This window comes from Variovorax sp. 10L421 (genome assembly GCF_056395365.1).
The window spans coordinates 1-24,392 of the sequence record NZ_JBFTJJ010000034.1 but is presented as its reverse complement, the minus strand read 5'-3'; the positions used below and the strand labels follow the sequence as shown (position 1 = coordinate 24,392).

Sequence of the window (24,392 nt, the reverse complement as noted above, 5' to 3'; positions counted from 1 at the left end):
ACATTGCAGACACCAGCGCAAACAACAAGCAGCACTCATGGCAAACATTCTCGTGGTCGATGACGAGCTGGGCATCCGGGACCTGCTCTTCGAAATTCTCAATGACGAAGGCCACAACGTGGAGCTCGCGGAAAACGCCGCCGAGGCGCGCGCTGCGCGCCAGCGCGCGCGGCCCGACCTCGTTCTGCTCGACATCTGGATGCCCGACACCGACGGCGTCACCTTGCTCAAGGAGTGGTCCACCGCCGGCCTGCTGAGCATGCCCGTCATCATGATGAGCGGCCACGCCACCATCGACACCGCGGTCGACGCCACGCGCATCGGTGCGTTCGCCTTCCTCGAGAAGCCCATCACCATGCAGAAGCTGCTCAAGGCGGTGGAGCAGGGCCTGGCGCGCGAGAGCGCGCGCCGCGCTGCTGCAGGCGTGGTGCCCGCGCCCGTCGCCGGCAGCCAGGCGGCCGCCATCACGACGACGGGCGACAGCCTGCTGATGGCCTCGCTGGCTTCCGTGCCCGTGGCCGACGCCGGCCCCCAGTCGACGCAGAGCTTCGATCTCGACCGCCCGCTGCGCGACGCGCGCGACGGTTTCGAGAAGGCGTACTTCGAGTTCCACCTCGCGATGGAGAATGGTTCGATGACCCGCGTCGCCGAGAAAACCGGCCTCGAACGCACCCATCTCTATCGAAAGCTCAAACAACTTGGTGTGGATCTTTCAAGAGGGCGCAGAAGCGCTGTATAATTTAGGGCTGCACTCAAATGCAATGGCCCGGTAGCTCAGTTGGTAGAGCAGCGGATTGAAAATCCGCGTGTCGGTGGTTCGATTCCGCCCCAGGCCACCATCTTTTCATCCTCGGAAGTCCGGGGAATGCCCAAAAGCCCTCACGTGACAACACGTCAGGGCTTTTTTGTTGTCCAGGTGAATCCGGGACAAACCAACTCACTGCAGTCGATCGAACAACGGATCGTCGGTGACCCGGAGCGGGGTGTGCCTGCCGAACTAAGATGTGCCCGGACAGCGCCACAGCACTTCGCTTACATGCCGACCGCACACTGCCCCAACAACCGATTCGGCCAACACCTGGCGAAGCAGTACGGCGTCGATGTCGTCCCGTCGCTCGTCGCTACGTCGCGCTGGGGGTCGGAGCTCGGCATTGCGCGCCTTCACTACGATCTCCCGCATCTTTTCGTCCTGCCGCCCTTGCCGGCCGAAGACGCTTTCGTGCTCAGCGTGGAAATCTCGTCGGGCGGCTCCCGGCGGATTCGCAGCGGCGGCACCGTGCTGCGGCTCGGCCCGCAGCGGGAAGGCGCTTTTCACATCACCGACCTGTCGGAATGCAACTCTGCCTATGTGTGCAGTCCGTTCCATTCGATGCTGTTCCACGTGCCGCGCGAAACCATCGACTCCTTCGCAGAGGAAATGGACGTACCCCGCGTGCGTGCACTGCGTTGCGACGCGGGCACGGTCGACACCGTGGTGGCGAGCCTCGGCCGCGCGATGCTGCCGGTATTGATGCAGCCCGGAGAGGCGAGCACCTTGTTCGTCGATCACCTCGCGCTGGCATTGAAGGCCCATGTGCTGCATGCCTACGGTGGCGCGGCGGGCGTGGCCAATGCAGACTCACGAGGCCTGGCGCCCTGGCAGGAGCGCCGTGCCAAGGCCTTCCTGATGGCACACCTGGCCAGTGATGTGTCACTCGCCGAGGTGGCGCGCGAGTGCGGGCTGTCGCGCAGCCATTTCAGCAAGGCCTTCAAGCAGACTTTCGGCCAGGCCCCGCACGCGTGGCTGGTGGCGCAGCGCGTCGATGCTGCGCGCCGCCTGCTGCGCCAGCCCGATCTTCCAATCGCGGAGATCGCCGCGACCTGCGGCTTTGCCGATCAGAGCCATCTGACGCGTGTGTTCTCCGCGCACATCGGGACTCCGCCGGCGCGCTGGCGTCGCCTGAACGCCGGCTGATCCGCGCGCCGCTTCCGGCTGCGGCTCACGGCATCACGCCGAGCGTGGCAACAAGGCCGGCACCAACGGCCGATTCAGCTGCTTCACCCACCACTGCAGCGCCTGCCCCGTGGCACCTGTCTTCCACCCCAACCAGAACGCCTCCGGCGCGCGCGGCTCCTCGGTCTGCAATTCAATCAGCGTGCCGCGCGCCAGCTCGCCCTCGACGCAGGCGCGCGGCAGGAAACCGTGGCCGAGCCCGGCCACCTGGCACGCGACCTTCGCGGTCATCGACGGCACCGCGATGCGCGGCTGGCCCGCCAGCAGGCCCACGGTGCGGTCCGACAAGGTACGCGCGCTGTCGCTCACCACGATGGCGTTGTGCTCCAGCAGGTCGCCTCGCCGCACCGGGCGCATCACACGCGCCAGCGCATGCGTAGGGGCGACGCAGAAGGCGAAATCGAGACTGCCCACCATCACGGCCTGGTAGCCACCGCCCGCCGGACCTTCGCCCGCGGCAATGACCACGTCGGCGCGGCCCTCGCGCAGCGCCTCCCAACTGCCGGTGAGCGCCTCGCAGCCGATGCGCAGCCGCGTGCCGCAGCGCAGCTCTTCGAAGGCGCGGACGTCGTCGATGAGCGACTGCGTGGGAATGAGCGAGTCGTGCACGAGCCGCAGCTCCGACTCGAAGCCGGTGGCGATCTGGCGCATGCGCGATTCGAGGTCGCTCGCCGCGCCGAGCAGCCAGCGCCCCTCCTTGAGCATCTCGCGGCCCGCGTCCGTGAGCGCGATGCGCGGCCCGTTGCGCTCGAACAGCTGCATGCCCAGTTGCTCCTCCAGCTTGCCCACGGCGTACGAGATGGTGGAAGGCACCTTGTTCAGGCGCGTGGCGGCGGCGGCGAAGGAGCCGTGGCGGTCGATCGCATCGACCACCTCGATGGCTTCCAGGCTGAGCTTGAGCATGCGGCGTTTCCTTCAAAAAAATGGTGCCCGGATCAATGATCGAAAAATTCGATGATAGATGGCAAAAACGTTCGTCAACAAGACCTTCTTGAAGGTCGATGATTCATCCCATGCCTCGGAAACTCCTCCGATGCCAATTATGAATTCAATCGAATTCAAGAACCGCAAAGGAATGAACCATGTTGGAAATTCGCAGTGCCGCCGACCGCGGAATCGCAGACTTCGGATGGCTGAAGTCCCGCCACACCTTCTCGTTCGGCCATTACCACGACCCGAAGCAGGAAGGCTTCTCCGACCTGCTGGTGATCAACGACGACCGCGTGACCCCCGGCCGCGGCTTCGGCACCCATCCGCACCGCGACATGGAGATCTTCTCGTACGTGCTCGACGGCGCGCTCGAGCACAAGGACTCGATGGGCACCGGCTCGGTCATCCGCCCCGGCGATGTGCAGATGATGAGCGCCGGCACCGGCGTGCGCCACAGCGAGTTCAATTCGTCGTCCACCGAGGCGCTGCACTTCCTGCAGATCTGGATCGTGCCGGCCAAGAAGGGCGTGCCGCCGCGCTACCAGCAGGTGCACTTCGCGCCGGAAGAAAAGCGCGGCCGCCTGCGCCTGATCATTTCGCCCGAAGGCACCGACGGCTCGCTCGCGGTGCACCAGGACGCCCGCGTCTACGCAGGGCTGTTCGACGGCGCCGAGCAGGCCTCGCTCACGCTCGATGCCGACCGCTACGCCTATGTCCATGTGGCTCGCGGCAGCGTGGCGCTCAACGGCCAGCGCCTGAACGAGGGCGACGGTGTGCGGCTGCGCGACGTGCGCCAGCTCGACCTGGCCCAGGGTGAGGGCGCCGAAGTGCTGGTGTTCGACCTTCGCCCCAACGAGCTGCCTGCGTTCTGAGCCACGCGACGGCAAATGTCCAAACCGCCTCATTAATCGACAAGACACGCACCCTCGCTCCCAACGAGGATTGCTTCACGGGTTAACCCCAGTTTTTTCTCTCGCCGATCTCTCATCCCATCCCATTCACGGAGTTATTTCATGTCCATCAAAGCCACCCCCACCGCCGGCGCCAAGCTGCTCACTCCCAAGGACCACACGCTCGTCATGATCGACTTCCAGTCGCAGATGGCCTTCGCCACGCACTCGATCGACGCGGTCAATTTGCGCAACAACGCTGCGCTGGTGGCCAACGCGGCCGCAGGCTTCGGTGTGTCGACCATCCTCACGACGGTGGCCGAGAAGAGTTTTTCGGGCCCGATGTTCAGCGAGATCACCGACGCCTTCCCGGGCCAGAAGATGCTCGACCGTACCTCGATGAACACCTGGGAAGATGCCGCCGTGATCGACCGCATCAACGAGATCGGCAAGAAGCGCATCGTGCTGTCCGGCCTGTGGACCGGCGTGTGCATCGTCGGCCCGGCGCTGTCGGCGCTGGACCAGGGCTTCGAGGTGTACGTGATCGCCGACGCCTGCGGCGACGTGTCCGCCGAGGCGCACAACCGCGCGATGGACCGCATGGTGCAGGCAGGCGCACAGCCCATGACCTCGCTGCAATACCTGCTCGAGCTGCAACGCGACTGGGCTCGCACCGACACCTACGAGCTGACCACCGGCATCGCCAAGAAGTTCGGCGGCGCCTACGGCCTGGGCGTGACCTACGCCAAGACCATGTTCGGCGCGCACGAAGGCTGAATCCCGCGGTGAGCACGAAGATGAAGCCCTATGTCCTGTCGCTTGCGCTCGGCCTGCTGGTCGGCGTGATCTACGCACTGTTCCAGGTGCGCTCGCCGGCCCCGCCGGTCATCGCCCTGGTGGGGCTTCTCGGGATCCTGCTCGGCGAGCAGATCCCGCCGCTCATCAAGAGCGTGATCAAGCCCGATACCGTGGCCACCTCGTGGCTGCAGCACCAGGTCGCGCCGCATGTGTTCGGCGAGTTGCCGCAGCGCGCGAAGGCCGAGCCCGCTGCCGCAGCCGCCGCCGTATCGACCACACACAAAGAGTCATGAGCGATCTGTTCGACGAACAACGCCGCCGCCTGTGCCTGGGCACACTCGGTGCCGCCATTGCCGGCTCGGCAATGACCCCCTCTCATGCCCAAAGGAAGTCTGACATGGCCAGTTCCTCCGCCCCCGATCTGATCCTGCATAACGGACGCTTCACCACGCTGGACCGCGCCAACCCCGAGGCCAGCGCCGTGGCCATCAAGGACGGCCGCTTCCTGCGGGTCGGTCGCAGCGAAGACGTGCTGCCGCTGGCCGGCACCGGCACCCGCGTGGTCGACCTGCAGGGCAAGCGCGTGCTGCCGGGGTTGATCGACAACCACCTGCACATCATTCGTGGCGGGCTCAACTACAACCTCGAACTGCGCTGGGACGGCGTGCGCAGCCTGGCCGATGCCATGGGCATGCTCAAGCGCCAGGTCGCCATCACGCCGGCGCCCCAGTGGGTGCGCGTGGTGGGCGGCTTCACCGAGCACCAGTTCGCCGAGAAGCGCCTGCCGACCATCGAGGAACTGAACGCCGTGGCGCCCGACACGCCGGTGTTCATCCTGCACCTGTACGACCGCGCGCTGCTCAATGGCGCCGCCATGCGCGCCGTGGGCTACACCAAGGACACTCCCGCACCGCCCGGCGGCGAGATCGTGCGCGACAGCGCCGGCAACCCGACCGGCCTGCTGCTGGCCAAGCCCAACGCGTCCGTCCTGTATGCCACGCTGGCCAAGGGCCCGAAGCTGCCGTTCGACTACCAGGTGAACTCCACGCGCCACTTCATGCGCGAGCTCAACCGCCTGGGCGTGACCGGCGCCATCGACGCGGGCGGCGGCTTCCAGAACTACCCCGAGGACTACCAGGTGATCCAGCAGCTGGCCGATGCCGGCCAGCTCACCATCCGCCTGGCCTACAACCTGTTCACGCAGAAGCCCAAGCAGGAGAAGCAGGACTTCCTGAACTGGACCGCCACCTCCAAATACAAGCAGGGCGACGACTACTTCCGCCACAACGGCGCGGGCGAAATGCTGGTGTTCTCGGCCGCCGACTTCGAGGACTTCCGCCAGCCGCGCCCCGACATGGCGCCCGAGATGGAAGGCGAGCTGGAAGAAGTGGTGCGCGTGCTCGCGCAGAACCGCTGGCCCTGGCGCCTGCACGCCACTTACGACGAAACCATCGACCGCGCGCTCGATGTGTTCGAGAAGGTCAACCGCGACACGCCGCTGGCCGGCCTGAACTGGTTCTTCGATCACTGCGAAACCATCTCCGAGAAGTCGATCGACCGCATCGCGGCGCTCGGCGGCGGCATTGCCGTGCAGCACCGCATGGCCTACCAGGGCGAGTACTTCGTCGAGCGCTACGGTGCCGGCGCGGCCGAGGCCACGCCGCCCGTGAAGCGCATGCTCGAGAAGGGCGTGAACGTGTCCGCCGGCACCGACGCCACGCGCGTCGCGTCGTACAACCCGTGGGTGTCGCTGTCGTGGCTCGTCACCGGCAAGACCGTGGGCGGCATGCAGCTCACGCCGCAGCGCAACTGCATCGACCGCGAGACGGCGCTGCGCATGTGGACCGAGAAGGTCACCTGGTTCTCCAACGAGGTCGGCAAGAAGGGCCGCATCGAGGCCGGCCAGCTGGCAGACCTGATGGTGCCCGACCGCGACTTCTTCGCCTGCGCCGAATCGGACATCGCCGGCACCACCGCGCTGCTCACCATGATGGGCGGCAAGGTGGTCTTTGGCGCCGGGCCGTTCGCGCCGCTTGACGAAGGCACACCGCCGCCGGCCATGCCCGACTGGTCGCCCGCGCGCACCTTCGGCGGCTACGCGGGCTGGGGCGACAAGGAAGGGCGCCCCTTGCAGCAGACGATCCGCCGCATGGCGGCGGATTGCGCCTGTGCCAACGACTGCAACGTGCACGGCCACCAGCACGCCACGGCCTGGAGCAGCAAGCTGCCCATTGCCGATCTGAAGAGTTTCTGGGGCGCGCTGGGCTGCGCCTGCTGGGCGGTGTGATGAAGACGATGCACTGGCAACCTTCACCCGTGCTGCGCTGGATCGCGCTGCTGCTGCTGTGCGCGGCCTACCTGCAGGGTGGTTTCAACAAGGCGATGGACTTCGGCTCGGCCATCGCCGAGATGAACCACTTCGGCGTGTCACCCGCGGCACCGATGGCGGCCGCCGTCATCGTGCTGGAGCTGGGCGCCTCGGTGCTCATCCTCACGGGCTTCTACCGTTGGCTGGGCGCCGTGGCGCTGGCTGCGTTCACACTGTTCGCCACCTTCGTGGCGCTGCGCTTCTGGCAGATGCCGGTGGGCCAGGAACGCTTCATGGCCGCCAACTCGTTCTTCGAGCACCTTGGACTGGTTGGCGGCTTCCTGCTGGTGGCCTGGCACGACTTGCAGGGACGCAAGAATGACTGAGGCCGTCAAAGCCGCGCAGCCAGCCGGTGGCGGCGGTGGCAGCTTCGCGCCGCTGCGCCAGCCCGTCTTCGCCGTGCTGTGGACCGCCACTGTGCTCGGCAACATTGGCAGCTTCATGCGCGACGTGGCGAGTTCATGGCTGGTGACCGACCTGTCGGCCAGCCCGACGGCCGTGGCGCTGATCCAGACGGCGGCCACGCTGCCGATCTTCCTGCTGGCCATTCCGGCGGGCGTGCTGTCGGACATCCTCGATCGCCGGCGCTTCCTGATCTTCGTGCAGCTGGTGCTGGCCAGCGTGAGCAGTACGTTGCTGGTGCTGTCGCACACAGGCGCGCTCACCGTCGAGTACCTGATTGCGCTGACCTTCGTCGGCGGCATCGGCGCGGCGCTGATGGGGCCGACCTGGCAGTCGATCGTGCCGGAGCTGGTGCCCAGATCCGACCTGAAGAGCGCGGTGGCGCTGAACTCGCTGGGCATCAACATCGCGCGTTCCATCGGCCCTGCGGCGGGCGGCCTGATCCTCGCGAGCTTCGGTGCGGCCCTGACCTACGGCGCCGACGTGCTGAGCTACGTGTTCGTCATTGCCGCGCTGATCTGGTGGAAGCGCCCGGCCGCGGTCGACAGCGGCCTGTCGGAGAACTTCCTCGGCGCCTTCCGTGCCGGCCTGCGCTACACGCGCGCCAGCAAGGAACTGCACCGCGTGCTGTTGCGCGCGGCCGTGTTCTTCCTGTTCGCAAGTTCGGTGTGGGCACTGCTGCCGCTGGTGGCACGCCAGATGCTGGGCGGCACCGCCGGCTTCTACGGCGTGCTGCTGGGCGCCGTTGGCGCGGGCGCCATTGCCGGTGCGCTGGTCATGCCGCGGCTGCGCCAGCGGCTCGATGCCGATGGCCTCGTGCTGCTGGCCTCGGTGATTACCGCCGCCGTGATGGGCGCGCTCGTGTTCGCACCGCCGAAGTGGCTGGCCATCGTGCTGCTGTTGCTGCTGGGCCTGGGCTGGATCATTGCGCTGACCACGCTCAACGGCGTGGCGCAGGCCATCCTGCCGAACTGGGTGCGCGGCCGCGGGCTGGCGGTGTACCTCACCGTGTTCAACGGCGCCATGGCGGCCGGCAGCCTCGGCTGGGGCCTGGTTGCACAGGAAATTGGCGTGCCCTACACGCTGGTGGCCGGCGCCATCGGCCTGGTGATCGTGGCCGTGCTGTTCCACCGTGCGCGGCTGCCCACGGGCGAGTCGGACCTGCAGGCTTCCAACCATTGGCCCGAACCGCTGGTGGCCGAGCCCATTGCGCACGACCGTGGCCCGGTGATGATCCAGGTCGAGTACCGCATCCGCAAGGAAGACCGCCCGGCCTTCCTCGACGCGATGAAGCGCCTCTCGCTGGAGCGCCGCCGCGATGGGGCGTACGCATGGGGCATCACCGAGCACACCGGTGACACCGAGCGCGTGATGGAGTGGTTCCTCGTCGAATCGTGGGCCGAGCACCTGCGCCAGCACCACCGCGTTTCGCACGCCGACGCCGACTTGCAGAGCGAGGCCGTGCGCTTTCACATCGGGCCGGACAAGCCCGCGGTGCATCACTTTCTTTCTCTCTGACGACAGATGAATTTCGCCGACAACCCGGGCGTACCAAGGAAAAGCATGGCTACTTCAAAATCCACCAAGGCCGCCAAGGCCCTGGCCAGCAGCACCAAGGCGCGCCGCGTCGCGTCGCTGCACACCCCGAGCGACCTGGGCGCCGACGCCACGCGCGACATTTCCGCGGCGCTCAATGTGCTGCTGGCCGACGTGTTCGCGCTGTACTTCAAGACGAAGAACTTCCACTGGCACATGTCGGGCCCCTCGTTCCGCGACTACCACCTGCTGCTGGACGAGCAGGCCGACCAGATCTTCGCCACGGTCGACCCCATTGCCGAGCGCGTGCGCAAGGTGGGCGGCACCACGCTGCGCTCCACCGGCCACGCCGCGCGGCTGCAGCGCCTGTCGGACAACGACGCCGACTTCGTGACCCCCATCGGCATGCTGGCCGAGCTGCGCGAGGACAACCAGCGCCTGGCCGGCTTCATGCGCGGCACGCACGCAGTGTGCGACGAGTACGGCGACGTGGCCACGGCCAGCGTGCTGGAGAACTGGATCGACGAGGCCGAGCAGCGCACGTGGTTCCTGTTCGAGTCCGTGCGCCAAGGCTGAGCGCACCCGCCTTCCTGCATCTTTTTTTCCCCTTCACACCATTCCGAAAAGGAAGACCATGACCACACTCACCCTGCGCGACGGCACCGAGCTCTACTACAAGGACTGGGGCTCGGGCCAGCCCATCCTGTTCAGCCACGGCTGGCCGCTGAGCGCCGACATGTGGGACGCGCAGATGCTGTTCTTCGCGGAGCGCGGCTACCGCACGATCGCGTTCGACCGCCGCGGCTTCGGCCGTTCGAGCCAGCCCTGGACCGGCTACGACTACGACACCTTCGCCGACGACATCGCCGAGCTGATCGAGAAACTCGACCTGAAGGACGTGATCCTCGCGGGCTTTTCCATGGGCGGCGGCGACGTCACGCGCTACATCGCACGCAAGGGCAGCTCACGCGTCGCCAAGCTCGCGCTCATCAGCGCCGTGACGCCGCTGTTCATGAAGACGGCCGACCATCCCGGGGGCCCCGATGCGTCGCTGTTCGCCAGCATCCGCGCCGGCCTGGCTGCCGATCGGCCGCAGTTCCTGGACGACTTCAGCACGCTGTTCTACGGCACCAACCGCCCGGGCGCCAAGGTGTCCCAGGGCGTGTTCAAGCAGACGCTGCAGATCGCGCTGCAGGCCTCCATCAAGGCCACCATCGACTGCGTGACGGCCTTCTCCGAAACCGATTTCCGCCCCGACATGGCGAAGATCGACGTGCCCACGCTCGTGATCCACGGCGACGACGACCAGGTCGTGCCCATCGAGGCCACGGGCAAGCTGGCGGCCGAGATGATCAAGGGCAGCCAGTTCAAGGCGTACGCCGGCGCGCCGCATGCCACCTGCAACACGCACGCCGACCAGGTGAATGCCGACCTGCTGGCTTTCATCAAGGGCTGATGCTGCCGCCGCCCCGGCAGGGCGCCTGTAGCGACCTGCCGGGACGGTGCTGCATGCGCGCCCGGCACATCAAGAATTTCTCATGACCACTTCTCCTTCTTCTATCCAGGTCCGCGACAACCCCGCAAAGCACCGCTTCGAATACGCGGCTCAGGGTGAGCGTGCCGTCGCAATCTATTCGCTCGAAGGCAACGTCATCACCTTCATCCACACGCTGGTGCCCGAAGCCCTGCAAGGCCAGGGCATCGCGAAGCAACTGGTGCTGGCCGGCCTCGCTTCGGCGCGTGAGCGCGGGCTGCGCGTGGTGCCGCAGTGCCCCGTGTTCAACGCCTACATGCGGTCTCACCCCGAGACGCACGACCTGCTGGCCGACGAAGGCCGCAAGCTGCTCGGCCTCTGAGAAAAGGCACCGCGCATGACCGCCGACGACCGCCAACCCGGGTTGCGCACCGCCACGCTGGACGAGATTGCCGGGCGCGTGCTGCCGGGTGCCGAAACCGTCACCGCCGTCATCCAGCAGACGGTGAAGCGCGAGTCCGTGGCCGCCTACGAGCAATGGCTGAAGAAGGTGGTGCCTATCGCCTCGCGCTTTCCCGGGCACCGCGGCGTCAACATCATCCACCCGGCCGGCGGCGGCCTGCAGTACACCATCGCCATCCGCTTCGATTCGCTCACGCATGCGCAGGACTGGTTCGCCTCCGTCGCGCGCCGCCAGCTGGTGGAAGAGGTGGCGCCGTTCCTCGACGCCGACGAGAAGGTGGAAACGCGCAGCGGGCTCGAGTTCTGGTTCCATCCGCCCGCAGGGCAGCCGCCGGCCAAGCGCTACAAGCAGTTCCTGTTGACGCTGTCGGTGATCTATCCGCTGACCATGCTGGTGCCGGCGGTGCTGCACCGTCTGCTGGCCTCGGTGCCCGTGCTGTCCGACTACTGGCTGGCGCACTTGTTGGCCGCGGCGACCATCGTCGGGCTGATGGTGTACCTCGTCATGCCGAGGTACACGCGCCTGATGGCGCGCTGGCTCTACAGGTGAGGCGCAGCTGACGCCGGCGCACTCTACAGGTGAGGCGCAGCTGACGCCGGCGCAGGATCGCCTTCGTGCGTACTGCGCTGGAGCATCACGGCGCAGGCTGCCAGCACCGGCGGCACGGCAAAGCACCATACGTTCCACTGCAGGTAGATGAGCGCCGCCGCCGCGCAGCCGGCGGCGAACCAGACCACCGCGGCCGACATGCGCCGCATGCGCGCGCGGGCGGCGGCCGCTTCTTCGGGCGCCTGCTTGCCGCGCATCAGGTCGGCGAGATCGACCATGACCTGCGTCGTCGTGCCGGTCATCAGCGTGGTCGGCGGTGCGCTGCCCAGGTGGATGCGGTGCACCGCGTTCTGGATCGCCATGGCCGACACCAGCACCAGGCCCGTGAGCATCGCGCTTGCGCTGTCGCCATCGGCGAAGGGGCCGAAGCGGATGGCCAGGATGGCGCCCGCCAGCAGCAGCGCGGCCTTGAGCACCAGCATCGTGCGCAGCACCGGCAGGCCGAAGCCGGGAAGGCCATAGCTCAACAACCGTGCGAGCACGACCACGATGCAGAACACCGGCAGCGCAAGCAGCTTGGTGATCGTGCCCGAGGTGCCATGCACCAGCGCCGCGCCGATGGTGACGAAGTTGCCGGTGACGTGCGCGGTGAACAGGCCATGCAGCGCCAGGAAGCCGGCGGTGTCGACGAAGCCGCCGTTGAGGCTCATGAGCTGCGGCAGGGAGGGTTTCATGGTGGTTCCTTCGATGGGGATCCCATGGTGCGCGCGGCGGCGCGCGCCGTCTTGCAGGGTTGGACGCGGCTTTGCATATTCGGACGCATTCCGTATCGGCGTCCGCATTCGGATCCTTTCACATGCCGATTCGGATCTCTCTGCGCCAGGCGCCTGGCGGCTTGCCGGTGTACTGGGAAAAGACGCGTGTGAAGTGGCTCTGGTCCGCAAAGCCGCAGGCCGTCGCAATCTCCACCAGCGGTCGTTCGAAGTCCATCAGCAGCGCTTGCGCACGTTCGATCCGCTGCGCGATCAGCCATTGGTGCGGCGTCTGTCCGGTGGTCTCGCGGAAGGCGTGGATGAAATAGCTGCGCGACAGGTTGCAGGCGTCGGCGATCTCGGCAATCGAGATGCCGCCATTCATCTTGCTGCGCAGCATCTCCTTGACCCGCGCCTCGTGCGAACGCGAAAGCAGCCGGTTCGTCCGGGGCCCGGTTGCCGTGGCTCCGCGGCCGTAGTTGTCGACCAGGTAGCTCGTCATCGCGACGCCGATCTGGTCGATGAACAGCTGGCTGACCTCGGCAGGGCGTTCCAGCGCAGGGGTCAGCGCGCTCGCGAGGTGGGCGAGCACGTCGTCCCTGGCGCCCGCAACATCGACGAGGCCGCCGACGCGGGGCCCCTGCTTTTCGTCGATGGCGCGTTCCAGGGCCGGATGCGAGATCTCGAGCAGCACGAAGTCGAAGCCGCTTTGCATGTCCGCGCGGTAGCGGTCGCAAAAATCACGGACATAGATCGAGCCCTTGCCGAAGTCATGGCACGACGCATGGTGCTCATGGAGGATTCGCCTGCGGTGGCCGTCGCGCAACGAGATGCCGAGCAGCACTCCGCGCGCGCTTGCGGCTGTTTCCACGTAGTGGAGTTCATTGGCGTTCACGGTCTTGCGGTAGATCCGCAAGCCGTTGGCCGACAGTGCCTGGTCTTTCTGGAGATGACCGACCGTGCATCCCAGCATGTCTTTTGGCGTGGGCCCTGCCGCCGGCTGGGGGAGGCCACTTCGTGCCTCGAGGAGACCGCTTTCAGCGCGCATGGATGGAAGAGAGCGGAGATTGAATTAGCCGAGTATCCGATCGGCGACGCTGCGGCCGATCACAGATGGGAATTTTGCACACTTTCCTGGTGAAGTTTCGTTCGGAATCGAGCGAGAACGCGAATTTTCAGGTAATGCACCGGCGGCGCCCGTTTTTGGACAATGACCGTACGATGAAAAAAGCGGCCTTGTCAGGCCGCCCGGAAGAGGTGCAGGAGCAGATCGCCTTGTCGCTCACGAGCCGGCCAATTGCTTGCCGTCGTTCCCCGGCTCGGTTCGCGGCCGGCCGGCATCGACCATCTGTGCAGACGCAGACCGGCCGTGATTGATCAGAAGAACCGCAACCATGCCGATCACGGCCGGAATCGCGATCGCCATGAAGTTCTGCTGCAGCGGCAGGTTCATGCCCACGAGCACGCCGATCAGGATGGGAGCCAGGATCGCGCCGCTGCGCCCGATTCCCAGTGCCCACCCGAGACCCGTGGCGCGCACTGCCATCGGATAGAACTGGCCGGTGTATGCGTTGGCCACGATCTGCGTGCCGATGGTCGACGCACCGGCCAGGCCGATGAGGACGAACAGCACCGGCGTCGGCATCTTGTAGCCAAGCAGCGTGAGCGAAATCGCGGCCAGCGCATACATGCCTGCCAGCACGTACTTGATGTGGAAGCGGTCCGCGAGCCAGCCGCCGCCGATTGCACCGACCATCGCGCCCGCGTTGAGCACCAGCACGAACGTCAATGCCGAACCGAGGCTGTAGCCCGCACCGGCCATGAGTTTCGTCAGCCATGAACTCAGCGCGAACACCATGAAAAGGCACATGAAGAATGCGAGCCAGAACATGACGGTGCTGAAGCCGCGGCCCTCCTGGAAGAGATGCCTGATCGGTGCGCCGGCAGCCCGGTCGGCGGGCGGCACGACGAAGCGGTCGGTTGCCAGCGGCTTGTAGCCCGGGTCGAGCCTGGAGGCGATCTTCTTCAGCTCTTCGGTTCGTCCCCGGGCCAGCAGGAACGGCATCGATTCCGGCATGTACTTCAGGATGAAGGGGATCAGAACCAGCGGCATGCCCGCCGCGAAGAACACCGACTGCCAGCCGTAGGTTTCGATCAGGCCCTTGCCGAGCAGCGCGGCGATGATCCCGCCGACCGCATAGCCGCTGAACATCAGCGTGACGAGGGTCGCGCGCATCTTCTTCGGCGAGTATTCGGTCATCTGCGCAACGACGTTCGGCATGACCCCGCCGATGCCCAGCCCCGCGAGGAAGCGGACCACGCCGAAGGTGACGGGGTCCCTGGCGAACCCGGCTGCCGCGGTGAACACGCTGAACAGGCCCACGCAGATGACGATGGCCCATCGACGGCCGATCCTGTCCGCGATGGTGCCGAGAAAGATGGCGCCGAACATCATGCCGAAGAGTGCCGAACTGACCATGAAGCCGGCGTTGGTGGGCTGGACGCCCATGTTCGCCATGATCGAAGGCAGCGCGATGCCGACCACGGAGAGGTCGTAGCCATCGAACACGATGATCAGGGCGCACCAGAACAGCACGAGCCCGTGGAAGCGGTTGAAGCGGGTTTCGTCGGCCAGCTTGTGAAGGTCGATCTGACGCATGACTCGTGTCTCCGAGTTGATGGAAAAAGGGGTGCGTCAGCGCCTTGTCGGCGGGCGAACGTTGACGGCGTTCGCATGGTGGATTGCGGGTGCGCGAAGGTCCAACGCATTTTCAGGATGTTCTCTATGAAGCCTGGAAATGTTGGGGCGGGTCTACCCACAAGCTGCCCTTCATGCGAAATCCAGATGTGCGCCATCACCGAATTTCGTTCGACGCTGCAGCGAGGCTTTCGTAAATTGACCTGCAAGGCAAGCGCCGCTGTTGGCGCTGCCGCGAATCAACAGCTGCGGACCGTGCCCCGCAAAAAAGGAAACAGCCATGCAAGGAAAGATCGGCCTCGAGGAACACTTTGCGCTTCCCGAGACGCTGCAGGACTCGGCCGGCTTCGTGCCTGGGGATTACTGGAAGGAACTCAGCAGCCGTCTCATCGACATCCATGAAGGGCGCTTGCGCCAGATGGACGAAAACGGCATGGAGATGATGATTCTTTCGCTCAACGCGCCCGCCGTGCAGGCGGTTCCCGATCCGGTCAAGGCCCATGAACTCTCTGTCCGCGCCAACGATTTCCTGGCGGAGCAGGTCGCGAAGCGGCCCGACCGCTTCCAGGCATTCGCCGCCTTGCCGATGCAGGACCCCGACAAGGCGACCGAGGAGCTCGAGCGCTGCATGACCGTGCTCGGTTTCCGTGGCGCGCTGGTCAACGGGTTCTCGCAGGTCGGCACGGCCGACAACGCCGTCTACTATGACGCGCCGCAGTATGCGTCCTTCTGGGCCGCGGCGGAGCGGCTCGATGCGCCGTTCTATCTGCATCCGCGCAACCCGCTCGCGAGCTGGGCCCAGATCTACGAAGGCCACCCGTGGCTGCTCGGGCCCACGTGGGCCTTTGCACAGGAAACCGCCGTCCATGCCCTGCGCCTCATGGCCAGCGGCCTCTTCGACCGGCATCCCGGCCTGAAGATCATCCTTGGCCATCTCGGCGAAGGCCTCCCATACAACATGTGGCGGGTCGACCACCGCAATGCCTGGGTCAAGGCGCCCAAAGGCTATCCCGCCAAGCGCAAGCTTTGCGAGTACTTCCACGAGAACTTCTATCTCACGACGTCCGGCAACTTCCGCACCCAGACGCTGATCGACGCGATGCTGGAAGTCGGTTCGGACCGGATCCTGTTCTCGACCGACTGGCCCTTCGAGAACGTGGACCACGCATCGAACTGGTTCGCCGATACGAGCATCAGCGAAGCCGACCGGCTGAAGATCGGCCGCACGAACGCGCTGTCGCTGTTCAAGCTGAAGCAATCCTGAGGTGCCGGCGCGGCGAGAAGACCAGATGATCGACATCGACGAATGGACCATCACCGGCGCAACGCTGAAGGCGCAGGGCGGAACAGCCAGCGCGCGCCTGAAGACGGTGATGGACAGCCTTGTGCGCCATCTGCACGATTTCGCGCGCGAGGTGCAGCTCACCGAAGCCGAATGGTCCCGCGGCATCGACTTCCTCACGCGCGTCGGCAGGATCACCGATGACAAGCGCCAGGAGTTCATCCTGCTGTCGGATGTGCTCGGGCTTTCGACGCTCGTTACCGCGCAGTGCAACCGGCGTCCGACGGGCTGCACGGAGGCGACCGTCTTCGGTCCCTTCTATGTCCCCGACGCACCGAAGTACCAGAACGGCGACGACATCTCCAACGGCGCGCACGGCATGCCCTGCTTCGTCCGGGGCAGCGTGCGGGGCATCCAGGGCGAGCGCATCGCCGATGCGCGGATCGACGTCTGGCAGTCCGACGACGAAGGCTTCTACGACGTCCAGCGCCCCGAACTGGGCAGTGCCCAGGGCCGTGGCCAGCTGAGCACGCGCGAGGACGGCCGCTTCGATTTCAGGTCCATCTTGGCCGTGCCGTATCCCATCCCCCACGACGGCCCCGTGGGGCAGCTGCTGGAGCAACTCGGCCGCCATCCCTGGCGTCCTGCCCACCTGCACTTCATGATCCAGGCGCCGGGGTACGAGACGCTCATCACCCACGTGTTCCGCTCGGGCGGCACGTACCTGGATTCCGATGCCGTGTTCGGCGTGCGCTCCTCGCTCATCGCCGACTGGAAGCGCCATGAGCCCGGCGTCGCGCCGGACGGAACGCGCATGGACGAACCCTTCTACACGCTCGACCACGACTTCGTGCTGAACAAGGCGCCACGGGATTGAAGGCATGGAAATCAAGCACATCGTCATGTGGCGCGTCGCCGGAGCCTCGGCCGCGGAACGAAGCGCGAACTGCATCGCGGTGCGCAATGCATTCGAAGGGCTGCGCGGCCGCATCCCGGGGCTCCTGGAGCTGGAAGTCGGAATCGATGTGAGCCGCATCGACTACGCCTGCGACGTGGTGCTCTGCACGCGCTTTCGCGATGCGCGCAGCCTCGAAGACTATGCGACCCATCCCGAGCACCTTCGCGTGAAGCGCGAACTCGGCAGCATCCGCACCGAGCGCCATCAGGTCGACTACGCCTGCTTGCCGGCGCCCTGATGCCGCTGCGAGCGCTCATGGAACAGGCCGAATATCAGCTCGCGCAGCCAGCGGTTGCCGCTGTCCTGGTGAAATCGCTCGTGCCACTGCTGCCGGATCTCGAAGGGCACGACCTCGAACGGCGCATTGACGATGTGCAGGTCAGTGCGCGACGCCACCATCGCCTGGGCGAGGCGCGCCGGTGCCGTCAGCAGCAGTCCCGACGAGGCGACGATCGAAGACAGGCCCAGTGAATGGGCGGCCGTCAGCACCACGCGCCGCCGATCGAGCGCGCCGGCTCGTTCCAGTGTCTGCTGCAATTGAAAGTCGGTCGTTCCATGGGGGCGGTACGCGATGTGTTCGGCCGCAAGATACTCGTCGAGACCAATGCTGTCGCGCCCGCCCAGGGGCGAGGCCCTGGACGTGAGCACGACGAATGTCTCGTCGAACAGCCGCTGCTGGTAGAACGACGGCCCTATAGGCTCCCAGCTGCCCAGGGCGATGTCGATCTGCCCGTGGAGCATGCGCTGGCGCGCCTCGGCAATGGGCACATCAACGGTCTCGAATCGCACCCCTGGCGCTATGCCGCGCGCGACCAGGAGCAGCTCCGACATCATGACCAGCTGCCCGATGTCGTTGACGGCAATTCGAAACGTGCGCCCGGATGTTTGCGCCTCGAAGGTCCTGCCCTGGTCGACCGCCTGCATCAGGCAGGCGAGGCCTTCCTCGATCGGGGTGATGAGCCGCTCGGCGACCGGCGTCGGGACCATGCCGTCGGTCGAGCGCACGAACAGCGCGTCGTTGAAGCGCTCGCGCAGGCGCTTCAGGGCATTGCTCATCGCCGACTGGGTCATGCCGAGGCGCTCGCCCGCCAGCGTGACGCTGCGCGTGGCGTAGATCGCCTGGAACGCCAGGAAGAGGTTCAGGTCGATGGTGTTGATGTTCACCGCGGCATCACTCGTTGTCGAGCACTTCCAGGTTGTCGTAGACCATGCGAAGCATGTCCCTCAGCGATTCGGCCTGCGCGAAGCTCAGCCCTGACAACGACACCCGCTCGTAGAGCTGCGCCAGCGGAATGATCCGCAGCGCGAGGTCGCGCCCCGCGTCGGTCAGGCTCAGGGCGAGCGCGCGGGCGTCTTCGTCCGACCGGTCGCGCACCAGGATGCCGCGCTGCAGCAGCCCGTCGACCACCCGCGAAAGCGTGGAGGGCTCCGTCGAGGTGTGCAGCGCCAGGTCGGACAGCCGCTGATGCGCCGCGTGGTGCAGTGCGACGCACACCCGCCACTCGGTCAGCGAGAGGTTGAACTGCTTGAGCTCCCTGCTGAACGATTGCCCCATTCTTGTTCCTGCGCGCGCAAGCAGGTAGGGGATTGCGCGCTCCAGGTCATGCTGGGGCGATTTATCTGTAGATGCATTCAATTCAAGCGCCAATTCCGCCGACGGACCGGGTCGCCCGGAGGAAGGGGCCGAGGAGGGTGTTCTCTTTGCCATGGCCGATCTTACAAACAATCATCGGCGCCTTTATAGCGTTAATACCTAGGTTTATTTGATTGCATTTGCAAATGTTTTCTTCTCCAATCAAGGCTCCAACCCGAGATTCATCCGACCCTTCCTGGAGACCCCCATGACAGATGCCGCGAACCCGTTTGCCCAACTCAATCACGTCGACCTCCCGGCCCCCGGCAGAAAATCGCCCGTGAAAGACGCGCCTCCGATCGAATCGATAGTTGCATCCGCAAGCGAATTGGTGCCGCTGCTTCGTTCCCGGGCGCAGCGCACCGAGCAGGATCGACGCGTTTCCGACGAAACCACGCGTGCCTTCCACGATGCGGGCTTCTTCAAGCTGATGCAGCCGGCGCGCTATGGCGGCTTCGAGTACGGATTCACAGCCTTCATCGATGTGGTGAGCGAACTGGCGCGGGGCTGCACCTCGTCGGCGTGGGGCTGCTCGCTGGGAGCCATCCACCAGTGGCTCGTCGCGACCTTTCCCGAGGAGGCACAGGACGACGTGTGGCGCAAGGACCCCGGCGCGATCGTCTGCGGTTCGTACGCGCCCGCCACGATGGCCGAGAAGGTCGACGGCGGCTACCTCGTGCAAGGCAAGTGGCTCTTCGCGTCCAACGTGGACAACTCTCAGTGGGCCTTGCTGGGCGTGCAGTTCCCGCCCGAGGAAAAAGGCGCGCCGCCGACCGCGGGCTTCCTGCTCGCCCCTCGGTCGGACTGGTCGATCGAGGACAACTGGCACGTCGCCGGCCAGGCGGGCACGGGCTCGAAGGCGGTCGTCATCGACAAGCCCGCCTTCATCCCCGGGCATCGCAAGCTCACGTTCGCCGAGGCCTCCTCGAACTGCCCTCCCGGCGCCAGCGTCAATGCGAATCCGATCTACCGCATTCCCTTTCTCTCGGCGGTGCCGGTCTGCCTCGTGTCGCCCATCCTCGGCACCGCTCAGGGCGCGGTCGACGAGCTGATCGAGCTGGCCGGCTCGCGCGTCACCCGCGGCGCGGTGGCCGGCGCAGGCAGCAGGCTGAGCGAGTTCTTCCCTGTGCAGTCCCGCCTGGCCGAGGCGTCGGCAAGCGTCGATGCGGCGCGGCTGCTGCTCTACCGCGACACCGCGCAGGTGGAGCAGATGGCGCTCGACGGCCATGTCATCAGCGTCGAGCAGCGCATCCGCAATCGCCGCGACCATGCCTTCGCCGCGCGCCTGTCGCGCGATGCCGTCGAGGCGGTTTTCGCCAGCGTGGGAGGCGCGGGCCTGTCGCTGAACCAGCCGATCCAGCGGATGTGGCGCGACGCCAATGCCATCTCGCGCCACATCAGCCTCAACTGGGACGCGGTCTCCTCCATGGTGGGGCAATACCTGCTCGGCCTCGAGCCGAAGGGCCAGTACTGATCGAGGCGCCGGCCATGTACTCCTGGGCTCTGATCACGGGCGACGCCGCCGAAACGGCCGATGCCCGCCAACTCCGGCAGGCGCTCGGCGCGTTTCCCACGGGGGTGTGCCTCGTGACGACCACCACGCCGGACGGCAAGCGCGAGGGGATGACGATCAACTCCTTCTCGTCGGTGTCGCTGGACCCGCCGCTGATCCTGTGGAGCATCCGCGACGACACGCGCAGCGCCGACGCGTTTCTTGCGGCGCGCTCCTTCAACCTCAGCGTCCTGGCTGCCGAGCAGCGCGACCTGGCCTGGCATTTCGCCAAGCCTGCGGCGGACAAGTTCGAGCGCTTCGGCGAAGCCTTCGCCCTTGCATCCAACGGATGCGCGCGATTGACGCGCAGCGTCGCGACATTCGAATGCTCGACGTATTCGCGCCACCAGGAGGGGGACCACACGATCATCCTCGGTCGCGTGGATCGCTTCTCGCGCACCGACACGCCGCCCTTGCTCTTTCATTCGGGGCAGATGGGCTCGCTGTGGGAGCTTGCGGAAACGCTGGCGAGGCCGCAGTAGCGTTGCGCGTGCGGCGGCGTGCCGAGGCGGCAGCGTCAGCTGCCTCAGCTGGCCGTGGCGCGCCGCAGCGCTGCGCGTGCCAGCAGGCGCGTCGAGTCGAGCGTCGGCAGCGCGGAGTTGCCGTCGCTCAGCACCAGCGGCAGCTCGGTGCAGCCCAGCGCCACGGCATCGCAGCCGCGCGCCTTCAGGTTTTCGATCATCCGCTGCAGCGCGGCCGTGGATTCCGGCCGGAACACGCCGCACACCAGCTCGTTCATGATGATGCGGCCGAGCTCGGCGCGTTCGCCGGCATCCGGCCGCACGGCGTCCAGTCCGGCGGCCGACAGCGCCTGCGGGTAGACCTCGCTGTCGACCAGCCAGCGCGTGCCCAGCACCCCCACGCGGCGAAAGCCCCGCGACCGCGCCTGCGCCGCGACCACCTCGGCGATGTGCAGCCATGGCAGCGGCGAGTGCGGCAGCACAAGGTGCATCGCCTGGTGGATCGTGTTGTCGGGGCAGACCAGGAAATCCGCACCGGCCGCCGCCAGCTTGCCCGCCGAGGACAGCATCAGCTGCGCGACGCCGTCCAGGTCGCCGCGGTCGAGGCAGTCCACATACGCGGCGAGCGAGTGGGTATGCATCGACACCTCCGGGTGCGCGTGGGCCGCGCCAAGGTGCGAGGCGCCTTCAACGCAGAGCGTGCGGTAGCAGAGCGCGGCGCCTTCGGCCGAGCAACCGACCACACCGATATGCAATGGCATGACAACTTCTCCTGAACGGGTGAATGGAAGATCGGGCGCGTCCACGGCTGTAGCGTTCATCGCCTGTGCGATACCGCCATGCCGGCCTGGCGATCGAGCCGCAGCGTCATCAGCGTCGCGATGGCCATCAGCAGGCCGACCACGTACCAGGCATGGTGGAAGTCCGCGAGCTGCACGGCCGGCGCGCCGCGCAGCGCCTGCGATGCGCCGAGCACCATCGCGCCCAGCGCCACGCCGAGCGCGAGCGACACCTGCTGCAGCATCGTGCCGAGCGTGCTCGCGCCGGCGCGCGATTCGTCGGGCACGTCGGCAAAGGCCAGCGTGTTGACCGCGGTGAAGTTCATCGAGCGCGCCATGCCCGCCGCGACGAGCAGCACGCACACCCACGGCAGCGGGTCGCCCGGCGACAGCAGCCCGCAGCCGAACAGCGTGGCGGCGCAGATCGCGCCGTTCACCGTCAGCACCCTGCGAAAGCCGAAGCGCCGCAGCACCGCCGTGGTGGCGCTCTTCATCACGAGGTTGCCGCCCATGTACACCAGCAGCATGGAGCCGGCCTGGAACGCGTTCATGCCGAAGCCGATCTGGAACATCAGCGGCAGCAGGAAGGGCGAGGCGTTGATCGCGACGCGCGAGACGAAGCCGGCCGTCGCGGTGGCCAGCGCATAGGTCGGCACCGCCAGCGCGCGCAGGTCGAGCAGGGGCGCCGCCGTCCGCCGCGCATGGCGCACCGCGGCGGCAGCCGCCACGGCGCCCAGGGCCAGCAGGCCGAGGGTGGTGGGCGAGCCCGGCTGCGGCCCGCCCAGGCGCGTGAGGCCTTCGACCAGCGCGGCCAGCGCGACGGCGGTGAGCACGAAGCCGGCCGCATCGAAGCGCGCCGGAGCCGCGTCGGTGCGGCGCGGAAACAGTCGCATGATCAGCCACAGCCCCGCGAGGCCCAGCGGCACGTTCAGCAGGAAGATCCAGCGCCACGATGCATGCGTGGCGATGAGCCCGCCCAGCGGCGGGCCGATCACCGGCGCGATGAGCCCCGGCCAGGTGATGGTGCCGATGGCCTCGATCAGCCGGTGCTTCGGCGTCTCGCGCAGCACCACGAGCCGGCCCACCGGCGACATGAAGGCCGCCGCCGCGCCCTGCAGCACGCGCGCCGCGACGAACACCTCGAAGGTGGGCGCGAGCCCGCAGGCGAGCGAGGCCGAGGTGAAGGCGCCGACCGCGAGCGCGAACACCCGCCGCGCCCCGAAGCGCCCGGCGCACCAGCCCGCCGCCGGCACCAGCGCCGCCATCGCGATCAGGTAGACGGTGACGCCCAGGCTCGCGTCGAGCGCGCCCATGCCGAAGCCGGCGCCGATGGCCGGCAGCGCGGTGACGATGATGGTGGCGTCCAGCGTCTCCATGAAGAAGGCGGCCGCCACGGTGAGCGCGATGCGCTTCGAGGCGCCGTCCTTGGCCGCTGGCGGCTGCGCGGTGTCGTTCATGGAACCGAGTCTGACACCGTCCCGGGCCTAGGGTTTTCCCCGAGATGTCGATCCGGCAGATCGGACGGGCCCTGCCTGCGCCATCCGGATCGTCGGCGGGGCGCCGTTCGACCGTTCGTGAAAAGGTCCATCAAATCAAGGACTTGGCGCGCAGTCGACGCGCCCTTGGCGGTGGCATGTCGATTGCTCAATCACAAGGCCGGCCGTGCGCCCTGCTACGGAGCCTGGCCCGAATTGGAGACAAACCGATGAGCACCCCCATGGAACATCCCACCGCACCCAAACCCTTCTACAAGTCCCTGTACTTCCAGGTCATCACCGCCATCGTGCTCGGTGTGCTGCTGGGGCATTTCTACCCCGACACCGGCGCGTCGATGAAGCCGCTGGGCGACGGCTTCATCAAGCTGATCAAGATGATCATCGCGCCGATCATCTTCTGCACGGTGGTGGTCGGCATCGCCGGCATGGAGGACATGAAGAAGGTAGGCAAGACCGGCGGGCTGGCGCTGCTGTATTTCGAGATCGTGAGCAGCGTCGCGCTGGTGGTGGGCCTCGTCATCATCAACCTCGTGCGGCCCGGCGCGGGCATGAACGTCGACGTGAGCCAGCTCGACACCAAGGGCATCGCGGCCTACACCGGCCCGGGCAAGATGACCAGCACGGTCGACTTCCTGCTCAACATCATCCCGAGCACGCTGGTCGATGCCTTCGCCAAGGGCGAGATCCTGCAGGTGCTGCTGATCGCGGTGCTGTTCGGCTTCGCGCTGCACCGCTTCGGCGGGCGTGGCACGCTGGTGTTCGACGTGATCGAGAAGGGCTCGCACGTGCTCTTCGTGATCGTCGGCTACATCATGAAGCTGGCGCCCATCGGCGCCTTCGGCGCGATGGCCTTCACCATCGGCAAGTACGGCGTGAGCTCGCTGCTGCAGCTGGGCCAGCTGATGGCCACCTTCTACGCCACCTGCCTGTTCTTCATCTTCGTGGTGCTGGGGCTCATCGCGCGCTTCCACGGCTTCAGCATCTGGAAGTTCATCAAGTACATCAAGGAAGAGCTGCTGATCGTGCTGGGCACGTCGTCGAGCGAGTCGGTGCTGCCGCGCATGATGGCCAAGCTGGAGAACCTGGGTGCGAAGAAGTCGGTGGTCGGGCTGGTGGTGCCCACGGGCTACTCGTTCAACCTCGACGGCACCTCGATCTACCTGACGATGGCGGCCGTGTTCATCGCGCAGGCCACCAACACCGACATGACCCTCACGCAGCAGCTCACGCTGCTGGCCGTGCTGCTGCTCACCTCGAAGGGTGCGGCGGGCGTCACGGGCAGCGGCTTCATCGTGCTGGCGGCCACGCTGTCGGCCGTGGGGCACGTGCCGGTGGCGGGCCTTGCGCTGATCCTGGGCATCGACCGCTTCATGTCGGA

General features: G+C 66.6%; 26 protein-coding genes and 1 tRNA gene. 19 read left to right on the top strand and 8 right to left on the bottom strand.

Going from position 1 to position 24,392, the window contains the following annotated elements; all coding sequences use genetic code 11:
- Window positions 1–37: 37 nt before the first annotated feature.
- The 3 genes from AC1DFC_RS27560 (at window position 38) to AC1DFC_RS27550 (ending at window position 1,954) form a co-directional block, all read left to right on the top strand.
- The gene (locus AC1DFC_RS27560) at window positions 38–739 is read left to right on the top strand and encodes a response regulator (RefSeq protein WP_007831069.1); all 702 of its coding nucleotides are present in this window, start codon (window positions 38–40) and stop codon (window positions 737–739) included.
- A 24-nt stretch (window positions 740–763) separates the two neighbouring features.
- Window positions 764–839 (top strand) — tRNA-Phe (locus AC1DFC_RS27555).
- Window positions 840–883: 44 nt separating this feature from the next.
- Complete coding sequence (locus tag AC1DFC_RS27550; protein WP_478180394.1) at window positions 884–1,954, top strand: helix-turn-helix domain-containing protein; 1,071 nt, start codon at window positions 884–886, stop codon at window positions 1,952–1,954.
- Window positions 1,955–1,987: 33 nt separating this feature from the next.
- Here AC1DFC_RS27550 and AC1DFC_RS27545 read toward each other — a convergent pair whose 3' ends face one another.
- Window positions 1,988–2,896, bottom strand: coding sequence for a LysR family transcriptional regulator (locus tag AC1DFC_RS27545; protein ID WP_007831090.1), 909 nt, complete (start codon window positions 2,894–2,896; stop codon window positions 1,988–1,990).
- A gap of 179 nt (window positions 2,897–3,075) precedes the next feature.
- Here AC1DFC_RS27545 and AC1DFC_RS27540 point away from each other — a divergent pair, with 179 nt between their 5' ends.
- The 10 genes from AC1DFC_RS27540 to AC1DFC_RS27495 all read left to right on the top strand — a co-directional run bounded on the left by AC1DFC_RS27540 (window position 3,076) and on the right by AC1DFC_RS27495 (window position 11,403).
- Window positions 3,076–3,795: a pirin family protein gene (locus tag AC1DFC_RS27540; protein ID WP_413313608.1), complete on the top strand. Its 720-nt coding sequence runs from the start codon at window positions 3,076–3,078 to the stop codon at window positions 3,793–3,795.
- A gap of 141 nt (window positions 3,796–3,936) precedes the next feature.
- Window positions 3,937–4,590, top strand: a complete 654-nt coding sequence (locus AC1DFC_RS27535) for a hydrolase (protein ID WP_007831100.1) — start codon at window positions 3,937–3,939, stop codon at window positions 4,588–4,590.
- A 20-nt stretch (window positions 4,591–4,610) separates the two neighbouring features.
- Window positions 4,611–4,904, top strand: a complete 294-nt coding sequence (locus tag AC1DFC_RS27530) for a DUF1427 family protein (protein WP_413313613.1) — start codon at window positions 4,611–4,613, stop codon at window positions 4,902–4,904.
- Window positions 4,905–5,008: 104 nt separating this feature from the next.
- A complete protein-coding gene (locus tag AC1DFC_RS27525; protein ID WP_478180393.1) occupies window positions 5,009–6,898 on the top strand; it encodes an amidohydrolase in 1,890 nt (629 codons plus the stop codon).
- Complete coding sequence (locus AC1DFC_RS27520) at window positions 6,898–7,305, top strand: DoxX family protein (protein WP_478180392.1); 408 nt, start codon at window positions 6,898–6,900, stop codon at window positions 7,303–7,305. Before AC1DFC_RS27525 ends, AC1DFC_RS27520 begins: the two co-directional genes overlap by 1 nt.
- Window positions 7,298–8,899, top strand: coding sequence for an MFS transporter (locus AC1DFC_RS27515; RefSeq protein WP_478180391.1), 1,602 nt, complete (start codon window positions 7,298–7,300; stop codon window positions 8,897–8,899). The genes AC1DFC_RS27520 and AC1DFC_RS27515 overlap by 8 nt, the downstream gene beginning before the upstream one ends.
- 45 nt (window positions 8,900–8,944) lie before the next feature.
- A complete protein-coding gene (locus AC1DFC_RS27510) occupies window positions 8,945–9,493 on the top strand; it encodes a Dps family protein (RefSeq protein WP_007831109.1) in 549 nt (182 codons plus the stop codon).
- A 58-nt stretch (window positions 9,494–9,551) separates the two neighbouring features.
- Window positions 9,552–10,373 (top strand): alpha/beta fold hydrolase, encoded by an 822-nt coding sequence (locus tag AC1DFC_RS27505; RefSeq protein WP_007831111.1) that lies wholly within the window; start codon window positions 9,552–9,554, stop codon window positions 10,371–10,373.
- A gap of 82 nt (window positions 10,374–10,455) precedes the next feature.
- Window positions 10,456–10,773, top strand: coding sequence for a GNAT family N-acetyltransferase (locus AC1DFC_RS27500; RefSeq protein ID WP_007831113.1), 318 nt, complete (start codon window positions 10,456–10,458; stop codon window positions 10,771–10,773).
- Between the two features lie 15 nt (window positions 10,774–10,788).
- Entirely contained in the window at window positions 10,789–11,403 is a 615-nt protein-coding gene (locus tag AC1DFC_RS27495) for an antibiotic biosynthesis monooxygenase (RefSeq protein WP_007831115.1), read from the top strand.
- A 23-nt stretch (window positions 11,404–11,426) separates the two neighbouring features.
- Here AC1DFC_RS27495 and AC1DFC_RS27490 read toward each other — a convergent pair whose 3' ends face one another.
- The 3 genes from AC1DFC_RS27490 to AC1DFC_RS27480 form a co-directional block, all read right to left on the bottom strand.
- Window positions 11,427–12,137 carry a DUF1275 family protein gene (locus tag AC1DFC_RS27490; protein WP_007831116.1) on the bottom strand — a complete coding sequence of 237 codons (711 nt, stop codon included), beginning with the start codon at window positions 12,135–12,137 and terminating at the stop codon, window positions 11,427–11,429.
- Between the two features lie 118 nt (window positions 12,138–12,255).
- Window positions 12,256–13,203: a helix-turn-helix domain-containing protein gene (locus AC1DFC_RS27485; protein WP_007831117.1), complete on the bottom strand. Its 948-nt coding sequence runs from the start codon at window positions 13,201–13,203 to the stop codon at window positions 12,256–12,258.
- 234 nt (window positions 13,204–13,437) lie between these two features.
- Window positions 13,438–14,814, bottom strand: a complete 1,377-nt coding sequence (locus AC1DFC_RS27480; RefSeq protein WP_007831118.1) for an MFS transporter — start codon at window positions 14,812–14,814, stop codon at window positions 13,438–13,440.
- A 319-nt stretch (window positions 14,815–15,133) separates the two neighbouring features.
- Between AC1DFC_RS27480 and AC1DFC_RS27475 the strand changes: the two genes are divergently transcribed.
- Genes AC1DFC_RS27475 through AC1DFC_RS27465 form a run of 3 tightly spaced genes read left to right on the top strand, consistent with a single transcriptional unit; the run spans window position 15,134 to window position 17,331 of the window.
- The gene (locus AC1DFC_RS27475; RefSeq protein WP_413332745.1) at window positions 15,134–16,117 is read left to right on the top strand and encodes an amidohydrolase family protein; all 984 of its coding nucleotides are present in this window, start codon (window positions 15,134–15,136) and stop codon (window positions 16,115–16,117) included.
- Between the two features lie 25 nt (window positions 16,118–16,142).
- Window positions 16,143–17,012 carry an intradiol ring-cleavage dioxygenase gene (locus AC1DFC_RS27470; protein WP_007831120.1) on the top strand — a complete coding sequence of 290 codons (870 nt, stop codon included), beginning with the start codon at window positions 16,143–16,145 and terminating at the stop codon, window positions 17,010–17,012.
- Window positions 17,013–17,016: 4 nt separating this feature from the next.
- Complete coding sequence (locus AC1DFC_RS27465; RefSeq protein WP_413332747.1) at window positions 17,017–17,331, top strand: Dabb family protein; 315 nt, start codon at window positions 17,017–17,019, stop codon at window positions 17,329–17,331.
- Here AC1DFC_RS27465 and AC1DFC_RS27460 read toward each other — a convergent pair.
- Both AC1DFC_RS27460 and AC1DFC_RS27455 read right to left on the bottom strand, forming a co-directional pair.
- Window positions 17,307–18,257 (bottom strand): LysR family transcriptional regulator, encoded by a 951-nt coding sequence (locus tag AC1DFC_RS27460; protein WP_007831123.1) that lies wholly within the window; start codon window positions 18,255–18,257, stop codon window positions 17,307–17,309. The two genes, AC1DFC_RS27465 and AC1DFC_RS27460, sit on opposite strands and share 25 nt — an antisense overlap.
- 7 nt (window positions 18,258–18,264) lie before the next feature.
- Complete coding sequence (locus AC1DFC_RS27455; protein WP_007831124.1) at window positions 18,265–18,648, bottom strand: MarR family winged helix-turn-helix transcriptional regulator; 384 nt, start codon at window positions 18,646–18,648, stop codon at window positions 18,265–18,267.
- Window positions 18,649–18,934: 286 nt separating this feature from the next.
- Here AC1DFC_RS27455 and AC1DFC_RS27450 point away from each other — a divergent pair, with 286 nt between their 5' ends.
- Together AC1DFC_RS27450 and AC1DFC_RS27445 are read left to right on the top strand one after the other, a co-directional pair.
- Window positions 18,935–20,200: an acyl-CoA dehydrogenase family protein gene (locus AC1DFC_RS27450; protein ID WP_007831126.1), complete on the top strand. Its 1,266-nt coding sequence runs from the start codon at window positions 18,935–18,937 to the stop codon at window positions 20,198–20,200.
- 14 nt (window positions 20,201–20,214) lie between these two features.
- The gene (locus AC1DFC_RS27445; RefSeq protein ID WP_007831128.1) at window positions 20,215–20,760 is read left to right on the top strand and encodes a flavin reductase family protein; all 546 of its coding nucleotides are present in this window, start codon (window positions 20,215–20,217) and stop codon (window positions 20,758–20,760) included.
- 44 nt (window positions 20,761–20,804) lie between these two features.
- On the opposite strand, the gene AC1DFC_RS27440 is transcribed toward AC1DFC_RS27445, so the two are convergent.
- Together AC1DFC_RS27440 and AC1DFC_RS27435 are read right to left on the bottom strand one after the other, a co-directional pair.
- Window positions 20,805–21,500, bottom strand: coding sequence for an aspartate/glutamate racemase family protein (locus tag AC1DFC_RS27440; protein WP_478180390.1), 696 nt, complete (start codon window positions 21,498–21,500; stop codon window positions 20,805–20,807).
- 56 nt (window positions 21,501–21,556) lie between these two features.
- The gene (locus tag AC1DFC_RS27435; protein WP_478180389.1) at window positions 21,557–22,975 is read right to left on the bottom strand and encodes an MFS transporter; all 1,419 of its coding nucleotides are present in this window, start codon (window positions 22,973–22,975) and stop codon (window positions 21,557–21,559) included.
- A 260-nt stretch (window positions 22,976–23,235) separates the two neighbouring features.
- Here AC1DFC_RS27435 and AC1DFC_RS27430 point away from each other — a divergent pair.
- Window positions 23,236–24,392, top strand: a 1,157-nt coding sequence (locus tag AC1DFC_RS27430) for a dicarboxylate/amino acid:cation symporter (RefSeq protein ID WP_478180388.1), incomplete at its 3' end; no start/stop codon positions are given.

Excerpts from the sequence above, each read along its gene's own strand:
- AC1DFC_RS27455 (WP_007831124.1), bottom strand. The coding sequence starts at position 18,648 with ATGGGGCAATCGTTCAGCAGGGAGCTCAAGCAGTTCAACCTCTCGCTG.
- AC1DFC_RS27450 (WP_007831126.1), top strand. The coding sequence starts at position 18,935 with ATGACAGATGCCGCGAACCCGTTTGCCCAACTCAATCACGTCGACCTC.
- AC1DFC_RS27500 (WP_007831113.1), top strand. The coding sequence starts at position 10,456 with ATGACCACTTCTCCTTCTTCTATCCAGGTCCGCGACAACCCCGCAAAG.
- AC1DFC_RS27465 (WP_413332747.1), top strand. The coding sequence starts at position 17,017 with ATGGAAATCAAGCACATCGTCATGTGGCGCGTCGCCGGAGCCTCGGCC.
- AC1DFC_RS27540 (WP_413313608.1), top strand. The coding sequence starts at position 3,076 with ATGTTGGAAATTCGCAGTGCCGCCGACCGCGGAATCGCAGACTTCGGA.
- AC1DFC_RS27530 (WP_413313613.1), top strand. The coding sequence starts at position 4,611 with ATGAAGCCCTATGTCCTGTCGCTTGCGCTCGGCCTGCTGGTCGGCGTG.
- AC1DFC_RS27515 (WP_478180391.1), top strand. The coding sequence starts at position 7,298 with ATGACTGAGGCCGTCAAAGCCGCGCAGCCAGCCGGTGGCGGCGGTGGC.
- AC1DFC_RS27510 (WP_007831109.1), top strand. The coding sequence starts at position 8,945 with ATGGCTACTTCAAAATCCACCAAGGCCGCCAAGGCCCTGGCCAGCAGC.
- AC1DFC_RS27480 (WP_007831118.1), bottom strand. The coding sequence starts at position 14,814 with ATGCGTCAGATCGACCTTCACAAGCTGGCCGACGAAACCCGCTTCAAC.
- AC1DFC_RS27470 (WP_007831120.1), top strand. The coding sequence starts at position 16,143 with ATGATCGACATCGACGAATGGACCATCACCGGCGCAACGCTGAAGGCG.
- AC1DFC_RS27490 (WP_007831116.1), bottom strand. The coding sequence starts at position 12,137 with ATGAAACCCTCCCTGCCGCAGCTCATGAGCCTCAACGGCGGCTTCGTC.
- AC1DFC_RS27560 (WP_007831069.1), top strand. The coding sequence starts at position 38 with ATGGCAAACATTCTCGTGGTCGATGACGAGCTGGGCATCCGGGACCTG.
- AC1DFC_RS27435 (WP_478180389.1), bottom strand. The coding sequence starts at position 22,975 with ATGAACGACACCGCGCAGCCGCCAGCGGCCAAGGACGGCGCCTCGAAG.
- AC1DFC_RS27520 (WP_478180392.1), top strand. The coding sequence starts at position 6,898 with ATGAAGACGATGCACTGGCAACCTTCACCCGTGCTGCGCTGGATCGCG.
- AC1DFC_RS27475 (WP_413332745.1), top strand. The coding sequence starts at position 15,134 with ATGCAAGGAAAGATCGGCCTCGAGGAACACTTTGCGCTTCCCGAGACG.
- AC1DFC_RS27505 (WP_007831111.1), top strand. The coding sequence starts at position 9,552 with ATGACCACACTCACCCTGCGCGACGGCACCGAGCTCTACTACAAGGAC.
- AC1DFC_RS27535 (WP_007831100.1), top strand. The coding sequence starts at position 3,937 with ATGTCCATCAAAGCCACCCCCACCGCCGGCGCCAAGCTGCTCACTCCC.
- AC1DFC_RS27445 (WP_007831128.1), top strand. The coding sequence starts at position 20,215 with ATGTACTCCTGGGCTCTGATCACGGGCGACGCCGCCGAAACGGCCGAT.
- AC1DFC_RS27495 (WP_007831115.1), top strand. The coding sequence starts at position 10,789 with ATGACCGCCGACGACCGCCAACCCGGGTTGCGCACCGCCACGCTGGAC.
- AC1DFC_RS27440 (WP_478180390.1), bottom strand. The coding sequence starts at position 21,500 with ATGCCATTGCATATCGGTGTGGTCGGTTGCTCGGCCGAAGGCGCCGCG.
- AC1DFC_RS27485 (WP_007831117.1), bottom strand. The coding sequence starts at position 13,203 with ATGCGCGCTGAAAGCGGTCTCCTCGAGGCACGAAGTGGCCTCCCCCAG.
- AC1DFC_RS27545 (WP_007831090.1), bottom strand. The coding sequence starts at position 2,896 with ATGCTCAAGCTCAGCCTGGAAGCCATCGAGGTGGTCGATGCGATCGAC.
- AC1DFC_RS27525 (WP_478180393.1), top strand. The coding sequence starts at position 5,009 with ATGGCCAGTTCCTCCGCCCCCGATCTGATCCTGCATAACGGACGCTTC.